At 40.9% G+C, this 19,508-nt stretch carries 17 protein-coding genes and 1 pseudogene; 11 read left to right on the top strand and 7 right to left on the bottom strand.

Features of this window, described 5'->3' with window-relative positions; genetic code table 11:
* Positions 1 to 163 precede the first annotated feature (163 nt).
* Both F975_RS11350 and F975_RS11345 read left to right on the top strand, forming a co-directional pair.
* The gene (locus F975_RS11350; protein WP_004753418.1) at positions 164 to 1,234 is read left to right on the top strand and encodes a flavin reductase family protein; all 1,071 of its coding nucleotides are present in this window, start codon (positions 164 to 166) and stop codon (positions 1,232 to 1,234) included.
* A 14-nt stretch (positions 1,235 to 1,248) separates the two neighbouring features.
* A complete protein-coding gene (locus tag F975_RS11345) occupies positions 1,249 to 2,343 on the top strand; it encodes a fatty acid desaturase family protein (RefSeq protein WP_004753416.1) in 1,095 nt (364 codons plus the stop codon).
* Positions 2,344 to 2,386: 43 nt separating this feature from the next.
* Here F975_RS11345 and F975_RS11340 read toward each other — a convergent pair whose 3' ends face one another.
* Positions 2,387 to 2,752 (bottom strand): hypothetical protein, encoded by a 366-nt coding sequence (locus F975_RS11340; protein WP_004753414.1) that lies wholly within the window; start codon positions 2,750 to 2,752, stop codon positions 2,387 to 2,389.
* Positions 2,753 to 2,783: 31 nt separating this feature from the next.
* Entirely contained in the window at positions 2,784 to 3,485 is a 702-nt protein-coding gene (locus F975_RS11335) for an SIMPL domain-containing protein (RefSeq protein ID WP_004753409.1), read from the bottom strand.
* Positions 3,486 to 3,947: 462 nt separating this feature from the next.
* Between F975_RS11335 and F975_RS11330 the strand changes: the two genes are divergently transcribed.
* From F975_RS11330 to sohB, 7 genes and pseudogenes are all read left to right on the top strand, one after another.
* Entirely contained in the window at positions 3,948 to 5,321 is a 1,374-nt protein-coding gene (locus tag F975_RS11330) for a diaminobutyrate--2-oxoglutarate transaminase (RefSeq protein ID WP_004753407.1), read from the top strand.
* The gene (locus tag F975_RS11325; protein ID WP_004753403.1) at positions 5,321 to 6,853 is read left to right on the top strand and encodes a pyridoxal phosphate-dependent decarboxylase family protein; all 1,533 of its coding nucleotides are present in this window, start codon (positions 5,321 to 5,323) and stop codon (positions 6,851 to 6,853) included. The genes F975_RS11330 and F975_RS11325 overlap by 1 nt, the downstream gene beginning before the upstream one ends.
* Positions 6,854 to 7,165: 312 nt before the next feature.
* The gene (locus tag F975_RS11320) at positions 7,166 to 8,197 is read left to right on the top strand and encodes a substrate-binding domain-containing protein (protein WP_004753401.1); all 1,032 of its coding nucleotides are present in this window, start codon (positions 7,166 to 7,168) and stop codon (positions 8,195 to 8,197) included.
* A gap of 84 nt (positions 8,198 to 8,281) precedes the next feature.
* The gene (pstC, locus tag F975_RS11315) at positions 8,282 to 9,661 is read left to right on the top strand and encodes a phosphate ABC transporter permease subunit PstC (protein ID WP_004753399.1); all 1,380 of its coding nucleotides are present in this window, start codon (positions 8,282 to 8,284) and stop codon (positions 9,659 to 9,661) included.
* Positions 9,658 to 11,043 carry a phosphate ABC transporter permease PstA gene (gene pstA, locus F975_RS11310; protein WP_004753397.1) on the top strand — a complete coding sequence of 462 codons (1,386 nt, stop codon included), beginning with the start codon at positions 9,658 to 9,660 and terminating at the stop codon, positions 11,041 to 11,043. Before pstC ends, pstA begins: the two co-directional genes overlap by 4 nt.
* A gap of 162 nt (positions 11,044 to 11,205) precedes the next feature.
* Positions 11,206 to 11,970: pseudogene (pstB, locus tag F975_RS11305) on the top strand (phosphate ABC transporter ATP-binding protein PstB); the annotation flags it as partial.
* Positions 11,971 to 12,116: 146 nt separating this feature from the next.
* Positions 12,117 to 13,079: a protease SohB gene (sohB, locus tag F975_RS11300; RefSeq protein WP_004753394.1), complete on the top strand. Its 963-nt coding sequence runs from the start codon at positions 12,117 to 12,119 to the stop codon at positions 13,077 to 13,079.
* A gap of 21 nt (positions 13,080 to 13,100) precedes the next feature.
* On the opposite strand, the gene F975_RS11295 is transcribed toward sohB, so the two are convergent.
* A complete protein-coding gene (locus tag F975_RS11295; protein WP_004753390.1) occupies positions 13,101 to 13,721 on the bottom strand; it encodes an alpha/beta fold hydrolase in 621 nt (206 codons plus the stop codon).
* A 78-nt stretch (positions 13,722 to 13,799) separates the two neighbouring features.
* Positions 13,800 to 15,047: a L,D-transpeptidase family protein gene (locus F975_RS11290; protein WP_004753388.1), complete on the bottom strand. Its 1,248-nt coding sequence runs from the start codon at positions 15,045 to 15,047 to the stop codon at positions 13,800 to 13,802.
* A gap of 186 nt (positions 15,048 to 15,233) precedes the next feature.
* Here F975_RS11290 and hemE point away from each other — a divergent pair, with 186 nt between their 5' ends.
* Both hemE and F975_RS11280 read left to right on the top strand, forming a co-directional pair.
* The gene (gene hemE, locus F975_RS11285) at positions 15,234 to 16,307 is read left to right on the top strand and encodes a uroporphyrinogen decarboxylase (RefSeq protein ID WP_034425990.1); all 1,074 of its coding nucleotides are present in this window, start codon (positions 15,234 to 15,236) and stop codon (positions 16,305 to 16,307) included.
* 51 nt (positions 16,308 to 16,358) lie between these two features.
* Entirely contained in the window at positions 16,359 to 17,141 is a 783-nt protein-coding gene (locus F975_RS11280; RefSeq protein ID WP_051064867.1) for a DUF817 family protein, read from the top strand.
* A gap of 23 nt (positions 17,142 to 17,164) precedes the next feature.
* Here the strand turns inward: F975_RS11280 and folE are convergent, their stop codons facing one another.
* The 3 genes from folE to trpC all read right to left on the bottom strand — a co-directional run bounded on the left by folE (position 17,165) and on the right by trpC (position 19,506).
* Positions 17,165 to 17,713: a GTP cyclohydrolase I FolE gene (folE, locus tag F975_RS11275; RefSeq protein WP_171063183.1), complete on the bottom strand. Its 549-nt coding sequence runs from the start codon at positions 17,711 to 17,713 to the stop codon at positions 17,165 to 17,167.
* 91 nt (positions 17,714 to 17,804) lie between these two features.
* Positions 17,805 to 18,491, bottom strand: a complete 687-nt coding sequence (locus F975_RS11270; protein WP_004753379.1) for a Smr/MutS family protein — start codon at positions 18,489 to 18,491, stop codon at positions 17,805 to 17,807.
* 208 nt (positions 18,492 to 18,699) lie between these two features.
* Positions 18,700 to 19,506: an indole-3-glycerol phosphate synthase TrpC gene (gene trpC, locus F975_RS11265; RefSeq protein ID WP_004753377.1), complete on the bottom strand. Its 807-nt coding sequence runs from the start codon at positions 19,504 to 19,506 to the stop codon at positions 18,700 to 18,702.
* Positions 19,507 to 19,508 lie beyond the last annotated feature (2 nt).

Raw genomic sequence — 19,508 nt, 5'->3', positions numbered from 1 at the left:
GGCATGTAAACTCATGTGGCAAGCTCGGATTTATTTGAAGATTATAGCCTTAGAACTGAACGATAAGAAATAGTGCAAAGAATTGTTTCTTGATTGCATAAATACTATACATATATATATACATGTGTATAATAATTAGAAAGACATAATAGAGATGACCACAATGCATGTCATTCAACGTAAAAAACAGCTTTTAGATTTTCTGTCTGGTAGTGTCTATGACAGTAACGCAGTGAATTTTTGGCTTCAAAAAGTCAATCCATTGTGGTCAACTCATGAAATACTTGGGCGAATTGTCAAAAAACAAATCATTGCCAATGATGTCGTGAGTTTAACCATTCATTGTAACCAACGCATGCAATATGGCGTTGCAGGGCAACATCATCCCGTACATGTCGAAATTCATGGTTGTCGCTATGAACGTACCTACAGTTTGACTCAGCTGGATGCCCATCATGTCAAACTGACCTTGAAGAAAATTGAAGGCGGTGTGGTGAGTACTTGGCTTTGTGAACAAGCTCAAGTGGGCGACATCCTTGAATTTGGTCAGCCTTATGGCGATATGCTCATTGGTACACAGCCACAAAAACAAGTACTGTTGCTGGCTGCGGGCAGTGGCATTACCCCAATGTATAGTATGTTGGCAGGACTGCATCAGTCTGGTCAGCTGAAAGACTATGACATTCATTTGATGTACTGGGCACAACATGCCACAGGTCTGGCTTTCAAATCAGAATTTGAAACATGGCAACAAATCTATCCAAACTTTAAGTTTACCGCGCTATGTACGCGTGATGAACCTGCTGCTGAACGTATTAACCAGAAACATGCTGAATTGGTTGCAGATTTTGCTGAACGTACGGTCTTTGCTTGCGGTCCATCAGGATTTGTCAATGCCGCAGAAAGTGTGTTTGCAGGCGCAAAACTTTTCAAAGGTGAAGCGTTTAGCTTGACACATATAGAAACTGATGATGTTGGCTTTGTAAATATTACTTTAAGCAAATCCAATAAAACTATTGCTGTTGCCAAAGGTCAGCCAATTCTGATTGGTCTGGAACAGGCTCAGCTCAAACCAACCCACGGTTGCCGTATGGGTATTTGCAATAAATGTGCATGTAATAAAGTATCGGGTGCAACCAAAAACTTAAATAATCAGTCGGAAAATACTGAACCAAATAGCCTACTACGCTTATGTGTCAACTCCGCTCAAACTGACCTTGTGTTAGATCTTTAAGAGAGGCATCTGCTATGAATATGCAAGTAAAAACACAATATTTTAAAAATCCAAAAAACCGCGAACTCACTGAAGCCGATTTAGAGGCGCTTGCTCAAGAGCTAGATGCCATCAAACAAGAAGTTGTGGATGACTTGGGCGAGCAAGATGCCCAGTACATTCGCCGTGTTTACTCCGTTGTACGTTATAGCAGTCTAGCAGGTCGTGCTTTATTGTTCGCAGGTTGGTTTCCGCCAGCGTGGGTACTGGGTACAGGCTTACTCGGTTTGTCTAAAATTCTGGAAAACATGGAAGTCGGACACAATGTCATGCACGGTCAATATGACTGGATGAATGACCCGAAATTTATGGGGCAAACCTATGAATGGGACAATGTCGGTACAAGTGACAACTGGCGTCAAACCCATAACTATAAACATCATACCTATACCAATATCAAAGGTATGGATGATGACATTGGTTATGGTCTAGTTCGTTTATTTCCAGAACAACGTTGGAAAAAAAGCTATTTATTGCAACCTTTGTATAGTATTCCATTTTGTTTGCTGTTCCAGTGGGGGGTCGCGATCCAAAACTTGGAAATCGGCAAACTCATGATGGGGCGTAAGACCAAAGCCAAATTTATACAAGAAATGCGTCCAGTACAACGTAAAGTCGCGAAACAATTGTTCAAAGATTATGTCTTTTTCCCACTTGTGGCGGGACCAAGTGCAGTACCTGTATTGCTTGGAAACATGGCGGCAAATGGTATCCGTAATGTTTGGACATTCAGTATCATTTTCTGTGGTCACTTCACCAAAGATGTTGAAGTTTTTCCAAAAAGCGTCTTGGAAAATGAAAGTCGCGGACACTGGTATATGCGCCAAATTCGTGGTTCATCTAACTTAACAGGTTCTGAAGCCTTTCATATTTTGACTGGGCACTTGAGTCATCAAATTGAGCATCATCTGTACCCAGAAATCCCTGCACGCCGTTACCGTAAGATGGGACCAAAAGTAGAAGCTGTATGTAAAAAATACGGTTTAAACTACAACAATGCCAGCCTGTTTAAACAATATGGCCAGGTTTTGGGACGTATTTTGAAATACTCGCTACCATTTAAAAAGTAAGAATCAAGTCATAAAAAAGCGCAGTCTAAACCGCGCTTTTTTATTAGTTAAATTTTAGTTGTACGCTTGAACCTGTAAACATGTGCTTGATAGCACGCGGTAAATCATCGCCTTGATCTGCCAGTTCAATATGAATCGAAGAGTATTCTAATTCGTCTGCAACAATGCTTGCTCTGAGCTGGATCACCATTTGCGTATCAAAAAAACGGATAGATTCAATCGCATTGTGAAATTCAAATTCAGTTTCGTTCACCAGAAGACCAATGTGTTGATTTACTGCCATATCAGGCTCATCAAAACGGCTTAAAATGACGAAATCAATCGGGTCAAGTTCATCATCTGCCAAACCAATCGTGAAAACATCATCGTCTTGGCTACAGGAAATGTGGTTGGCATAGAAAGATTTCATCGGGTTGTTTCACTCAGACTAATTCAAAGTCTTATTTTAGTTGAATTGTTCCATTTGCGCTGACACTAATTTTAGATTCTCCTGCATTCATATCCTGCGCCATAGGTGCAGCCGCAACTTCAGCAAACTTGGCAGTTCTTGCACTCATCATAATCGGGCGATAGCTACTGTTGGTATTGATATTGAGATTGACCAGATTGTAGCTAGTTTTATGCCAAGACTGAGTGAGTAACTGTGCGCGTTGCTGGAAGTTTTTGGAAGCTTCAAGCATCAGCTCGTTTTCAACTTTGCTGCGCTGTTCATCAGAAATACTAAAACCAATCGAGTCGGTCTGGAAGTTTTGTTGGAGTTCACTAATTAGCTGGCTTGCTGCTTTGAAATCACGGCTTTCGATTTGTAGTTCAGCACGCCCGCGCCATTCTTTGAGTTTTTTGTTATCAGTGTCGTAAACAGGGTAGGTACTTTGAGCCCCAGTTTTGACTTTTACCTGTGGATATTTTTTGGCAGTTGCCAAAGCCTGATTCATCAGTGTATTGATTTGATTTGCCAGTTCAGCAGGTTGTTTATTGTTCTTTTCAATGTAAAGAACAGCTTGAATCTGGTCATTTGAAACTTCGCGCGAAGCATCTGCTTGAATGTTGATGACATTGTAGTTTAATGCTTCGGTAGTGGCTGCAAAAACTGGGTGACTGACGCTAGCAATAAGTAGGCTAGATACGAGCAAATTTCTCATAAATTTTCCTTGAATTTGGAGTGTTTGTTATCAGGCTCATGTTAATTGGAGAAAACGGATTATATAAAGTTAAATTGTCGCTTCTTTGTAATACTTTTTAAGTTTTTGTATCTTTGTTTAAGAAATAAAATCTTTTAAATTCAGTAAATTAATTGTTGAATGTTGGATGGTTTTTTTTGTTGATCTAAAGATAAAAAAATATTTCTGATGAGATGGATTTTCTTATTTTTGTCATGGAGTATCATAATAATGAAGCTAATTCATTAGATAAATGTTTTTTTCAATGAATTAGGTCAAATAAAGAGCTAAAAGGTCTTTATTTTTATAGAAAAAAGGGTATTATCGCCCTCCTAGTTATAAGTTATAAATTTTGTCTAACTAGAATTCTACAAGCACCGAGTCAAAGGACCACAAGTCACCAGACTTATTTCTTTCAACCCATATCAGAGATGGTAATTCGATATGAGCGTTACTTCTGTAAATCCTGCCACCAATTCCACCAACGAATATTACTTGACTCGCCAAAGTCAGATGGAATCGAATGTTCGTAGTTATCCACGTAAATTACCGTTAGCGATAGCGAAAGCACAAGGTTGTTGGGTTACTGATGTTGAAGGTACTGAGTACCTTGATTGTTTAGCTGGTGCAGGGACATTGGCATTAGGTCATAACCACCCTGCGGTTATTCAAAGTATCCAAGACACACTTGCAAGTGGTCTGCCTTTACATACTTTAGATTTAACGACACCTTTAAAAGATGCTTTTACTGAAGCTTTATTGGCTTATTTGCCTGGTGGTAAAGAAGAATATTGCTTACAGTTCTGTGGTCCATCTGGTGCAGATGCAACAGAAGCAGCGATTAAACTTGCAAAAACTTATACTGGCCGTAGTTCAGTGATTAGCTTCTCTGGTGGCTATCATGGTATGACTCATGGTTCATTGGCAATGACAGGTAACTTGAGTGCAAAAAATGCAGTCAATAACCTGATGCCAGGTGTTCAGTTTATGCCATATCCGCACGAATACCGTTGCCCATTGGGTCTTGGCGGTGAAGCGGGTGTTGATGCATTAACTTACTATTTTGAACAGTTCATTGAAGATGTTGAAAGTGGTGTGACTAAACCTGCTGCTGTCATTCTTGAAGCGATTCAAGGTGAAGGCGGTGTCGTCATTGCACCTACAAAATGGCTTCGTAAAATCCGTGAAGTAACTGAAAAACACAACATTGTGTTGATTCTTGATGAAGTACAAGCGGGCTTTGCACGTTCAGGCAAAATGTTTGCATTTGAACATGCGGGTATTGAGCCAGATGTTGTTGTTATGTCAAAAGCAGTCGGTGGCAGCTTGCCACTTGCAGTATTGGGCATTAAACGTAAATTTGATGCTTGGCAACCAGCGGGTCACACGGGTACTTTCCGTGGTAACCAATTGGCAATGGGTACAGGTTTAGCTTCTTTACAAGTTATTAAAGCGCAAAACTTGGCTCAAAATGCGCAAGAACGTGGTGATTTCTTACAAGCTGAAATGAAAAAATTGGCACAAGAATTCCCATGTATCGGTAACGTACGTGGTCGCGGCTTAATGTTAGGTATTGAAATTGTTGATGAGCGTAAAGCTGCTGATCACATGGGTTCATTACCTGCAGATGCTCAATTGGCTGCTGCGATTCAAACAGCATGCTTTAACAACAAATTGTTGTTAGAAAAAGGTGGTCGTAACGGTACAGTGATTCGTTTACTTTGCCCGTTGATCATTACTCAAGATGAGTGTGTAGAAGTTATTGTACGCTTCAAGAAAGCAATTGCTGAGGCGCTTGTTGCCGTTCGAGGTGCTTAATGGTTGATTTTGCACAACATCGCAAAGCTTTACTTTGTAATGATGCACAATCCATTGCTGACTATCAGTCAGCAATGGGCGAAGCGGTGAAAGCCGTTTCTGCATGGTTACAAAATGATAAAATGTACACAGGCGGTAGCATCAAAGATTTGCGTGCTGCGATTTCTTTTAAACCATCTAAAGATGGTTTAGGTGTACAGCAGTCTTTACAACGTATGGTTGAGCTTTTTCTCAATAAAAGCTTAAAAGTACATCATCCACATTCATTGGCACATTTACACTGCCCGACGATGGTGATGAGCCAGATTGCGGAAGTGTTAATCAATGCGACCAACCAATCAATGGATTCATGGGATCAAAGCCCTGCAGGTTCGTTGATGGAAGTTCAATTGATTGACTGGTTACGTCAAAAAGTGGGCTATGGCACAGGTCAGGCAGGGGTATTTACCTCTGGTGGCACGCAATCTAACCTTATGGGTGTATTGCTTGCGCGTGACTGGTGTATTGCGAAAAACTGGAAAGGCGAAAACGGTCAGGAATGGTCTGTTCAGCGTGATGGCTTACCTGCTGATGCATTGAAAAATGTCAAAGTCATTTGTTCTGAAAATGCACACTTCTCTGTGCAAAAGAACATGGCAATGATGGGCATGGGCTTTCAGTCAGTTGTGACTGTTCCTGTGAACGAAAATGCTCAAATGGATGTCGATGCGCTCGAAAAAACCATGGCGCATTTGAAAGCTGAAGGTAAAATCGTAGCCTGTGTTGTTGCAACAGCAGGTACAACTGACGCTGGTGCAATTGACCCACTCAAGAAAATTCGTGACATCACCAACCAGTATGGTTCGTGGATGCATGTCGATGCAGCTTGGGGTGGCGCGCTGATTTTATCGAATGAATTCCGTTCAATGCTTGATGGTATTGAATTTTCAGATTCAGTGACGCTAGACTTCCATAAACACTATTTCCAAACCATTAGCTGTGGTGCTTTCTTGTTGAAAGACGAAGCAAACTATCGCTTTATGCATTATGAAGCAGAATATCTAAACTCTGCTTATGATGAAGAACATGGTGTACCAAACCTTGTATCTAAATCATTACAAACGACTCGTCGTTTTGATGCATTGAAATTGTGGATGACTGTTGAAGCATTGGGTGAAGAACTTTATGGTTCAATGATCGATCACGGCGTGAAGTTAACACGTCAAGTGGCGGATTATATTAAAGCGACTGCTGGTCTTGAATTGCTGGTTGAACCACAATTTGCGTCAGTTTTGTTCCGAGTTGTGCCAGAAGGCTATCCTGCTGAATTTTTGGATAGCCTAAATCAAAACGTTGCAGATGAACTGTTTGCACGTGGCGAGGCGAATATTGGTGTAACAAAAGTAGGTCATGTTCAATCATTGAAAATGACTACTTTAAGCCCAGTAGCAACGCTTGAGAATGTACAGAACTTACTTGGATTGGTTCTAGCTGAAGCTAATCGTATTAAAGATGCAATTGCAGCGGGAACTTATGTTCCAGCGATTGACTAAATAATATAAGTTGCTATCAAGCTGTAGAAAAAGGTCACTGAGGTGACCTTTTTCTATGGAATTCATCATATTTAAACTAGCTGAACTCAATCTTTAGATGATCGCAAGTAGAATGGCCAAGTTAATCTAAGTTGTATTTATTATTGATTTTTAATGAAAATTATAAAAATTGCCCTAATCTGGATTATTACAAAATAGTCTTTAATTTGTAACATAAATGTCATATAAAAAACTCAAAATGCAAGCGATTCAGCATGAATTTACCAATAAAGGCAGCAGTTTTATTGGTATAAATTAAATTGAGAGATGGGAATGAATTTTAGCAAAAAATATTTTGCCTTAGCATTTGCTTGTTCAGTAACAATATTCGCAACAGGCGCGCATGCAGCGCGCGAAACTATTCAAATCTCAGGTTCTTCTACCGTATTGCCTTACGCAAGTATTGTTGCAGAAGACTTCGGACATACTTTCCCACAGTTTAAAGTGCCAGTTGTTGGTTCTGGTGGTTCATCTGCTGGTTTGAAGCAATTTTGTCAGGGGGTAGGTGATAATACCATCGACATTGCCAATGCATCACGTAAAATTAAAGACACTGAAATTGCAGCCTGTAAAAAAGCAGGTGTGAACAAAATCCAAGAAATAAAAATCGGTTATGATGGTATTGCATTTGCATCAAACAGCGCAAAACCAACCTATAAATTAAAGCCTTATCATGTATTTGCAGCACTGGCCGAGAAGCTTCCATCAAAAGGCAAGTTAGTTCCAAACCCATATACGCGCTGGAATCAGATCGATCCAAGCTTACCCAATGAACCTATTACGTTGGTGATCCCCGCATCTAACCATGGTACACGTGAAGTGTTTCAAGAAAAAATGGTAGATGCTGGCTGTGAAGCATATGATTACTTTAAGAAGTTAGATAAAGAAGCACAAAAAAATGCATGTTCTAGCTTTCGTAAAGATGGTCGCGTGATAGAAATTTCTGGGGATTACACGGAAACATTGGCACGTTTAAAAACTTCTCCAAGCGCGGTGGGGGTATTTGGTCTTGGTTTTTATAATCAAAACCGTGACCGTTTGCGCGTTGCGACAGTCAATAATGTTGTTCCAAGTGAAAAAACGATCTTGAATGGTAAATATCCTGTATCTCGTCCATTATTCTTCTATGTAAAAGGAGAACATGTGAAACTTGTGAAAGGTTTACCACAGTACGTTGAATATTTTTTAAATAAGCACGTTTCTGGTAAAGGTTCAAAACTTGAACGTGCTGGGTTGATTGCAATGTCTGATGCAGAGCGTGCAAAAATTTTGGCAGATTTTCAAGCAGGTAAAACTGTTAACTAATTGGATTTGCTCAAAATCAGGTTAATCTAGGGTTTTAGGTTGATCAATTGGGCTTTGTATCAAGATAAAACGAGCGGAGATAAGATGAATCTGCTTCTTTTGGGTGTACTGCTGGCATTGATTGCAGTTGCATACCAGTTAGGCTTAAAAAAGAGCCGTCAGTTGGCAGGGAAAGGCAATAGCTCCGTTAGTTTGCACTCCCGTCCAGGATATTATGGTGCACTTGTTGCAATGTGGTGTGGTATGCCTGCATTCCTTATTTTGGCGATTTGGAATCTGTTACAATCCACTTTCTTGCATCAGGCGGTATTTAATCAGGTGCCTGCATCAGTGCTTCTAAATTTAGATGATGCGAGTAAAACAGTTTTACTTGATCGTGTTCAAGCAATTGCTACAGGATTTGGTGTTACCGATCAGGTTATGCCATATGAGCTAAAAGCCGCACAACAATATGCACAGTTTGTGAAAATTGGTGAGTATGCCAAGTTTGCGGTCGTCATCTGTGTCGCAATGGTTGGTCTTATTTTTGCTCAAAAACGTATTAGTCAAAAATATCGTGCCCGTAACCATGTAGAAAAAGTCATTCGTATTAGTTTGGTGTTATGTTCAGGTGTTGCGATTCTGACGACGATTGGTATTGTCATGTCAATGCTGAGTGAGGCATTGCGTTTTTTTCATTTTGTTAGCCCAAGTACATTTTTCTTCGGCACTGAATGGAACCCTGGGTTTAGCACAACAGGCAGTGCGGAAGGCAGTTATGGTTTATTGCCCTTGCTATGGGGGACGCTCATGGTGAGTGCAATTGCCTTACTGGTATCCATTCCTGTTGGATTAATGATTGCAATTTACCTTGCTGAATATGCCTCTCCAAGGCTGCGTGCATGGGCAAAACCAAGTATTGAAATTTTGGCAGGCATTCCAACTATTGTGTATGGGGTTTTTGCTTTAATGGTGGTTGGGCCATTCTTTAAGTATGTCGGTGCCAGTATTGGTGTAGATATTAATGCAACAAGTGCCTTAACCGCTGGTTTTGTCATGGGTGTCATGATCATTCCATTTGTTTCATCTTTGTCTGATGACATTATTACCCAAGTGCCACGTACTTTGCGTGATGGTTCTCTAGGTCTAGGTGCAACACAGTCTGAAACTATTCGTCAGGTGGTTTTACCTGCTGCATTGCCAGGTATTGTGGGGGCATTTTTGCTGGCGACATCACGGGCAATTGGTGAAACCATGATTGTAGTACTTGCAGCAGGCAACAGCCCATTGTTGCAGGCCAATCCACTAGAAGCTGTTTCTACCGTGACCGTAACTATTGTGAACCAGTTAACAGGTGATACAGACTTTGCGAGTCCTCAGGCACTGGTTGCCTTTGCATTAGGTTTAACGCTGTTCGTCATTACCCTTTGTCTTAATATTGTTGCACTGTACATTGTGCGTAAATATCGTGAGCAATACGAATGAATATGACCTCAATGCGGCAACCTGCGGTTGATCCGAATATTGCTGCAGAGTTGCGTGAAAAACGTAAAAGAATGATTACCCAGTCTTTGGCAAAGCGCCACCGTAAAGAAAAAATCTTTCGGTCTTTGGGGCTGTCAGCAGTTGTGACAGGTTTATTCTTTGTGGCGGTATTGTTCGGTAGTATTTTGTATAAAGGTTTACCTTCATTCTGGCAAGCCAGTATGACTGTTCCCGTGTATTTTGATCCAAAGATGATTGATGTGGGTGCAAAACCGGTCCAGCGAGCAGGTGAATCTCCAGCCAGATATCAAGAGCGTTATATCGACTGGCAAACCAAAATGGGAATGGTTGATTGGGATGGCATGATTGTTAAGGGCATGATTGCAAAAGATCCGAGTCTTGCTGGGCAAGAAGATAATTTACGTAGTATTTATGCCAGCTCTGAAGCCTTTCGTATCCGTGATATGGTTTTTGAAGATACCAGCCTGATTGGTAAAAAAGAGGAATTAAAGTTCCTTGCTGAAGCGAATGTGGATGTTTGGCTGGCTGGCAAGATTGATCGTAGTTTACCTGATGATCAACAACAACTGAGTCCTGAGGTACGTAAACTGGTCGATCAGTTAGCAAAGAAAAATATGCTTGAGCGTACTTTTAACTTCAATATCTTTACCAATAGTGACTCACGTAGTTCACCTGCATCGAGTGGTTTGGCAGGTGCTTTTATGGGGTCATTGTTCATGATGTTGATCGTGATCTTTGTTGCGATTCCAATTGGTGTAGCAAGTGCAATTTATCTGGAAGAGTTTGCCAAGAAAAATATCCTGACCGATATTATTGAAGTGAATATCAATAATTTGGCAGCAGTTCCTTCAATTGTATTTGGTTTGCTGGGGGCTGCAATTTTTGTGGGCTGGATGCATTTGCCATTATCAGCACCTATGGTCGGTGGTTTGGTTCTGAGTTTAATGACCTTGCCAACAGTCATTATTACCACACGTGCATCACTAAAAGCGGTACCTCCTTCGATTCGCCAAGCGGCGCAAGGCTTGGGGGCATCCAACATACAAACTGTTTTGCATCATGTCTTGCCACTCGCACTGCCTGGTATTTTAACGGGTGCGATTATTGGCGTGGCTCAGGCTTTGGGTGAAACTGCACCATTACTCTTAATTGGTATGAGTGCTTTCGTAGCGAGTGTCCCAGCTACGCCATTGGATCAATCGACCGCATTACCTGTACAGATTTTTCTGTGGCAGGGCAATGAACTTCGTAACTTCTTTGAAGGTCGTACCGAAGCTGCGATTATCGTGTTGTTAGTCATGATGATTGGGTTAAATGGTTTGGCCATCTGGTTACGTAAGAAATTTGAAGTTCGTTGGTAATCGGGGCAAAATAACGTGAATACAGCAAAGACAACTTCATTACAAACACAGGATATACAGGTGATGCCAGAATCTCATACGTCATACGAAGGTACTGAACATCATCGTCCAGTGAATGTTCATATTGGTCACTTTGACCAATATGAAAGCCACAAGAAAAAAGCAGTGCAAGAGGTGAAAATCAGCACTGAAAATGTACATGTTTACTATGGTGAAACCGAAGCCATTAAAGGTATTGATTTAAAAATTTATCAAAATGAAGTGATTGCTTTTATTGGGCCATCGGGTTGTGGTAAATCAACGTTTTTACGTACTTTAAATCGTATGAATGACACGATTGACAGTTGCCGTGTTACAGGGAAGGTGACACTGGATCAACAGGATATTTATGACCCGAGCCTAGACGTTGTATTGTTACGTGCACAGGTCGGAATGGTATTTCAAAAACCAAATCCGTTTCCCAAGTCCATTTTTGATAATGTGTCTTATGGCCCTAAGCTTCATGGCTTGGCACGTGACAAATATGATATGGAGGAAATTGTAGAGAACAGCTTGCGTAAAGCGGGTTTGTGGGAAGAAGTCAAAGACCGTTTAAACCACCCAGGAACAAGCTTGTCAGGTGGTCAGCAACAGCGTTTATGTATTGCGCGTACTATTGCAGTCAGCCCAGAAGTAATTTTGATGGATGAACCTTGTTCAGCACTCGATCCCATTGCAACTGCAAAAATTGAGGAATTGATTTCTGACTTGTCAACGCAATACACGATTGCGATTGTGACGCATTCAATGCAGCAAGCAGCGCGCGTGTCTGATCGTACAGCATATTTTCACTTGGGCGACTTGATTGAAGTTAATTCAACAGAGAAAGTCTTTACCCAGCCAGACCACCAATTAACAGAAGCTTATATTACAGGCCGCTTTGGTTGATTTTTGATTTAAATTTAAGATTTTCAATTATATCCTCATGTTTACATGGGGATTTTTATTGAATTGTAGTGATTCATGTTTGGCTATTGATTTTTACTACTTAAACCCTCATCTTGAAGTCATGACTTTATGTATTAGGCTAAGATATGCTATTTCAAGTGCCCAAAATTCCTGCTGAAATTCACGTGACCCATCTCAATGCACGTGTCAATGAACAAAGAAAGAAAATTATTCAAAGTACAGCATCAAAATTTGAATTATTACAATTTAACAAACAGTTAGCCAAAGAAGCAAAACTGCGTAAAAAAAATAATCAGAAAGTTTATATTGTTGACTTTAATGGTGATGTACAGGCGTCTGCTGTTTCAGCTTTACGTGAAGAAATTACCTTGATTTTGTCAACTGCAAAAGCAGGACAAGATCGGGTCGTGATTCGCCTTGAAAGCCCAGGCGGTATGGTGCATGGTTATGGTCTGGCTGCTGCTCAACTGGTGCGTTTACGCGAAGCAGGTTTTCATGTCACGATTGTTGTCGATAAGGTCGCGGCTAGCGGCGGTTATATGATGGCATGTATCGCTAATGAAATTATTGCAGCACCATTTGCGATTGTGGGATCTATTGGTGTGGTGGCTCAGGTTCCAAACTTTAACCGTTTGCTGCGTGAACATCACGTTGATTTTGAACTGTATACTGCCGGTCAATATAAACGTACCGTGACGATGTTTGGTGAAAATACTCAGGAAGGGAAAGACAAGTTCGAGCAGGAGCTCCAACAGACCCATACACTGTTTAAGCACTTTGTCGAAAAATATCGTCCAAAACTGAATGTGGAAAAAGTGGCAACAGGTGAGCACTGGTATGGTCAGGATGCGCTAGAGTTGAATCTGATTGATGAATTACAAACTTCAGATGAAGTCATCTTGAAGCTTTTGCCGCAGTACGATGTGTATCTGATTAGCACGCGTCGTAAACCAACTTTAGGTGAAAAGTTAGGTTTGCAGGCAGCGCAAATTGCAGACCAGCTTATACCTGCAATTATGAATAAACTGACCGATGTATTGACTAAAGCAAACCAGTCACAGGTACAGTTACGAGATCCAAAACTTTAATTTTGAATGCCCATTAGCCAGCTATATGCTGGCTTTTTTATGTCGTGTTAAAAAGTTTCGAATCAGTTGAGTGACTTCAAGAGCATGTGTTTTGCCAAAATCATGCTGTCCTTGGGCAATGATGTTTAAATTGGATTGTTTAAGTTGTTGTTGTAAATATTGTCCGATAGCCACTGGGCTGATGGGATCAGATCCTCCCCAAAGTAAAAGAGTTGGACAGTGAATCAGGTGTAATTGATCTTGATGGTTGCTTTGTGCCGTAATAAACCAGTCAGGCAGGTTTAAATATTCCTCACGGTAGGTTTTTCGCCAGTCAGCCACCTTAAAAGCAGTAAGATCAATCCCGCCAGACGTTGCAAGAAGAACCAGACCACGAATTAATTCAGGTTTACGTAGGGCTGCGGCTATTGCAAATATGCCGCCCATAGACTGAGCAACCAAATAGCACGGTTGTTGAATCTGATCGAGTACATACTCTGTGAGTCGTTGGAAATTATGAATATCTGCATTGGCTGGAGTTTGACCAAACCCAGGATAGCCAATGATGTTGGTTTGATAATCTTTGGCAAGATCTTTTTGTACAGGCTGCCAGAACTGAGTACTTCCAGATGCACCAGGCAGAAAAAGAATTTTCGTGTCCATAAATATTTTTCTTGTTGATTGTTTTTGATAAAAAATAAGCCCAGAAATTCTGAGCTTATTTAAGGATGGCTATAAAAATTATTCAATAAATTTTACAGTTACGCCAGCTTTTACTTTACTTGCTAAATCATTGGCATCCCAGTTGGTTAAACGAATACAACCATGGGATGCTGTTTTAGAAATTGCAGATGGATTTGGTGTACCATGAATACCAAATGAACGCTTACTCAAACCAATCCAGACATTACCCACAGGAGCATTCGGGCCAGGTGGCAGAGTCAAAGGTTTTAAGTTTTTGCCTTGTACAAAGTTACTTGGAGAGTAACTGTAGTATGGGTTCTTGGAGGCACCAACAACTTTGTATGTTCCTGTTGGAGATGGAGTATCACTACTACCAATCGTTGCAGGAAATGACCCAATCATTTGGTTGCGGTCATTGAACAAATACAATTGTTTTGCACCTTTATGCGCCACAATCAAATGAATATTTTCAGGTAAATTATTGCGGATATTGGTCACAATAACTTTTTCACCGACTTTATTGAAAGTTGCTTTTGGATTGAGCTGTTTTAAAAACGCTTCATCCATATGGAACTTTTCACCTAGCATTTCGGTGACGCGAGTGTAATACAAACCTGGCATTTTGGCTTGTAATGCGTAGTCTGAAGGAATGCTTTTCGCATATGGACCTTTCAGATCAGCTTCAGTAATTGTGTATTCAATAAAAGCAGGTTTATTCTGAGTTGCAATTAAGGCATTCCAAGTCGCTTGATCAAGCTCGCCTGTAGTCGGTAGACCTTGCATTTGCTGGAAAGAAGCTAGGGCTTTGAGCGTATTTTTGCCACTGCTACCATCAATTGCACCAGGCGAAGCATGGTTATTGTTCAACATGACTTGTGCGCGTGCATAGACAGGGAATTGCCCTTTACCAATGTTTGGATACCATTGAATATTATTTAAATTATCAAGTGTCCATGCATGTTTTGCAGCGTTATTTTTTGTTGATGTCGCTGTGGTTTTCTCTGAACTTTGATCAATCGTTTTAACCGTTTTAGTGACTTGGTTAAGATTGTTCTGTTCTTGTTGAGTGATTTGTACTTCAGATGCCGCTGTCGCCGATGCAACCTCAGAAGCTGCAGGGCTACGACCTTCCATCACTTCAGACGCCGCTTTGGTATCGAGCGCAAGAGGATTGATCGGGTCTTGAATAGTAGTTGTTGAGGCTACTTTTTTAGGATTTAACGGTTGCTCTGCATTAGGAGCTGCAAAAGCAGTATTTAGCATGAGGTAGCTTAGACTCATAGCGAGTAATGAGCGAACGAACATCTAATTCAACCTTAAGAATTATGTATGTATGATGAAAAAACGCGGTCAGTATTACAGAAATAATAAACCGATGCATTAATTATTTCGTATCTATATTGCGTCTATAAAAATAACAAGCGGGTTGATTATTCAAAATACGGGCTTTTTGTTATGATAGGTGAATTTTTGATGATTCATGGAAAGGATATGACGACTTTAAAAAATGATCGTTTCCTGCGTGCTTTGTTACGTGAACCTGTTGATACCACACCTGTCTGGATGATGCGTCAGGCTGGGCGGTATTTACCAGAGTATCGCGCGACACGTGCTCAGGCAGGCGATTTCCTTTCTTTATGTAAAAATACCAATTTTGCATGTGAAGTGACATTGCAACCTTTGCGTCGTTATGCGTTGGACGCTGCCATTTTATTTTCTGACATTTTAACTGTACCTGATGCTTTGGGTTTAGGTTTGTATTTTGAAGCTGGGGAAGGGCCAAAATTTCATAAAACAGTCAGAACTGAACAAGATATTGCACAGCTTCCTAAACTCAATGCTAAAACAGACTTGGGTTATGTCATGGACGTGGTTTCGACCATTCGTTCGGCATTGGCAGGGCAAGTACCATTGATTGGTTTTTCGGGGAGTCCGTGGACACTGGCAACGTATATGGTTGAGGGTGGATCGAGTAAGGAATTCCGTTTTACCAAACAGATGATGTATGCCCAACCTGAGCTGTTGCATGCTTTACTTGATCATCTGGCAGAATCGGTGATTGATTATTTAAATGCACAAATTGATGCAGGTGCTCAGGCAATTCAGATTTTTGACAGTTGGGGCGGCTCACTGGCACATCGCGAGTATCAGGAATTTTCCTTGCAATATATGCAGAAAATTATTGCAGGTTTGCAACGCGAAAAAGATGGGCAGCGCATTCCTGTGATTCTCTTTACCAAAGGTGGTGGGCAATGGCTGATTCCAATGCTGGCAACGGGCGCTGATGCTTTGGGGCTAGACTGGACAACGTCACTGAAAACGGCTCGTGAACTGGTACATGGGCAGGTGGCTCTACAAGGGAATTTAGATCCTGCGATTTTATATGGTTCACCAAAGTCGATAGAAAGAGCCGTGCATGCCATGTTAGATGATGCTTATGCACATGGTGAAAAAACAGGCTATATTGCTAATCTTGGACATGGAATTACCCAGTGGGTCAACCCTGATCATGCCAAAGTGTTTGTGGATACGGTTCATGAATATAGTGCCAAGTATCTAGGCTAAATTTGCGTGAACCTCACCGTTCGTTTTATTTATACTGTAGTGCAGCGTGCAATGTCCGCTGCACTTTTTGGTATTTTATTACTCATCATTTTTGCCTTGAGTTTTAAAATGGGGCATCACTCGTATTTGGGTTTTTACCGTTACGATTATTTATTTTTCTGTGCAGTCTTGATTCAGGGATTGATGCTGTATTTTCGGATGGAATCATGGCAAGAAGCCAAAGTGATCGCTTTGTTTCATGTTATGGCAATGATCATGGAACTGGTTCTGACCGCGCCTAAAATTGGTTCATGGCAATATCCTGAACCTGCCATCCTGAAAATTTTAACTGTACCGCTGTTTGCTGGGTTTATGTATTCGGCAATTGGTAGTTTTTTTGCTCGCTCGATTCGGCTGTTTTATATTTCATTTGAAAAATTACCAAGCCTGATCAACATGCTGACATTGGCGTTGTGTGCCTATATTAACTTTATCAGTAAGTTTTTTATTCAGGATATTCGCAGTATTTTATTTGTCTGGAGTGTACTGATTTTTTGGAAAACCAAAGTCAATTTCCAAGTTTTAAAAAGGACATGGCATTTGCCGATGCTCCCTGTGCTGCTGTTTTTGGCATTTTTGATCTGGATTGCGGAAAATATCAGTACTTTTTATGATATCTGGGTTTATCCAAGCCAGATTGATGGTTGGCATATTGTTTGGTGGGGCAAAATCGGTTCGTGGTATTTATTGTTATTGCTGAGCTTGGTGCTGGTCATGAAGATCTTGGGTAAACGTGATGCCCAAGGCAATTGGCAGATTGATGATGTTCATCTCTTAGATAAAAAAGGCAAGTAAATACTTGCCTTTAGCCATCTAGCTTAATAGCTTTCAGGAACAACGCGTAAAAATTCGCGGCGGACTTCTTCGTCAGTTTTAAATTGACCAACAAAAGAAACTGTACGTGTGGTTGAGCTTTGTTTACCAACACCACGCATCATCATACACATATGTGCGGAATCAATCACAACGGCAACGCCACGTGCATGAGTCACGCTTGCGACTGCTTCAGCGATTTGCTGCGTCAAGTTTTCCTGAATTTGCAAACGACGTGCAAACATTTCAGTAATCCGAGCAAATTTAGAAAGACCCAACACTTGTCCTTCAGGCAAATAGGCAATATGCACACGACCATAGAATGGTAAAAGGTGGTGTTCACAGAGCGAATAAAATTCGATATTTTTCACCAGTACCATTTCGCGGTTTTCTGATGGGAAAACAGCATTGTTTGTAACTTCTTCAAGCGTTTGATTATAACCTGAAGTCAAATACGAAAAAGCGCGCGCCGCACGAACAGGCGTATCTTTAAGACCTGGACGTTGAAGATCTTCACCAACTGCGGTGAGAATTTTTTCGTAGGATTGCTGCATAGACATAACAGGTGTTCACTTACACTGGTTGAGCAAGCTCGGCATTTTAACAGAAAACTTGCGAAAGACCGATACTAATTATTAAAACAGCTTACTGTTTATACTTTGGATTTTTTTCAGCACGCTTCAGTAAAACCAAAACTGCACCTGTTCCACCCTGATTTTCAGGAGCGCTGACAAAAGCCAATACATCACGATGCTGGCGTAGCCAACCATTCACATAAGTTTTTAAAATCGCTTCTGGGCCTTTACCATGTACGATTTTAATTACATTCTGATTTTCATCTTTTGCCATTTGAATCAGTTGCAAAATCGCAGCGCGTGCTTGTTCAACGGTACACCCATGCAGGTCAACGGCTTCAAACCAGCGCAGTTTACCTGTTTTTAAATCTTCAAACACACGGTGCTGTAATGTCGCAACCCGATAGTTTAGGGTTTGCTGGCTGCCTACTGGGTTTAATGCAGCCTGAGTATCTGACAGTTCTGCATTTTCACTTTCGGTTGTACCTTCCGCTGCAACACGTTTTGCCAGTGTTTGAGCATCAAGTTTTTTTTGCTTGCTACGATTTAAGTTAGCAATATTGGTGTTGTCTAACTTTTGCACACCTTGTGTGGCTTTTTTAAATAAATCCCAGTCATCCTCAGGTTCTTCAACTTTGGTTTGGGCAGCAGCTTGTTGTTGCGCCAGTTGAGTTGTATGTGGATGAGTGATTTGTTTTTTAAACTGCTTGAGCAGGGACTGTTGCTCTTTTGACAGCGCAGAATCTTTATTACTCATGATAATAAAACATAAAAAAGTGAAATTTTGCTAAGTATAGTACGAAATGGCGTGGGGTGAGAAATCAAAAGCCACAGACATATTTTTTAATGTAAATCGCTCTCAATTAGGGGGGTATGTTCTGAAATATTTTAAATGGTTTTGACGAATGACAAATATAAAAAGCCGAATCTAGACTCATCTAAATTCGGCTCATATCAAGATACTTTTATAGCTGTTCAGGTGTTCCAAATAGCGCTTGGAATGCCTGTGCAGGATCAGGTTGTTTCATAAAGCTTTCGCCTACCAAGAAGCTGTGAATATCATGTTCTTGCATGATTTTGACATCTTCAGTGGTAGCAATGCCGCTTTCCGTGACCAGTAAACGCTGTGGATCAAGCAATTTTTTCAAACGTAATGAAGTATTTAAATCGACTTCAAAAGTTTTTAAGTTGCGGTTATTTACACCAAGAAGACAGCATTCATCCAGTTGCAGGGCGCGCTCAAGTTCAGCTTCATCATGCACTTCAACTAATACATCGAGGTTATGCTCAAATGCAGTCTGTGACATTTCCTGTAATTGTTGATCAGATAAGCACGCCACAATCAGCAAAATACAGTCAGCGTGTAAAGCGCGTGCTTCAACCACATTGTAAGGGTCGATCAAGAAATCTTTACGCAGGGCAGGTAAAGCACAGTGGGTACGGGCAATTTGAATATTTTCATCGGCACCCTGAAAAAAGTCGACATCGGTGAGTACAGATAGACAGGCTGCACCTGCGCGTTCATATTGCTGTGCGATTTCAGCAGGGTTGAAGTTGGCACGAATCACACCTTTGGATGGCGATGCTTTTTTAATTTCAGCAATCACGCCTGGGCGTTTAGAACGTAGTGCTTGGGCAAAGCCACGTACAGGTGTTGCTTGGGCAGCCAGTTGTTCAAGGTCTTGCAGGCTATATTTTTGACGGCGCGCGGCGAGTTCATCAACTTTACGATCAACAATTTTACCTAAAATTGTGTTTGCAATATCTACCATCA

This window comes from Acinetobacter brisouisimilis (assembly GCF_000368265.1).
Classification (GTDB): Bacteria; Pseudomonadota; Gammaproteobacteria; order Pseudomonadales; family Moraxellaceae; genus Acinetobacter.
This window is presented reverse-complemented; position numbering and strand designations above follow the sequence as displayed.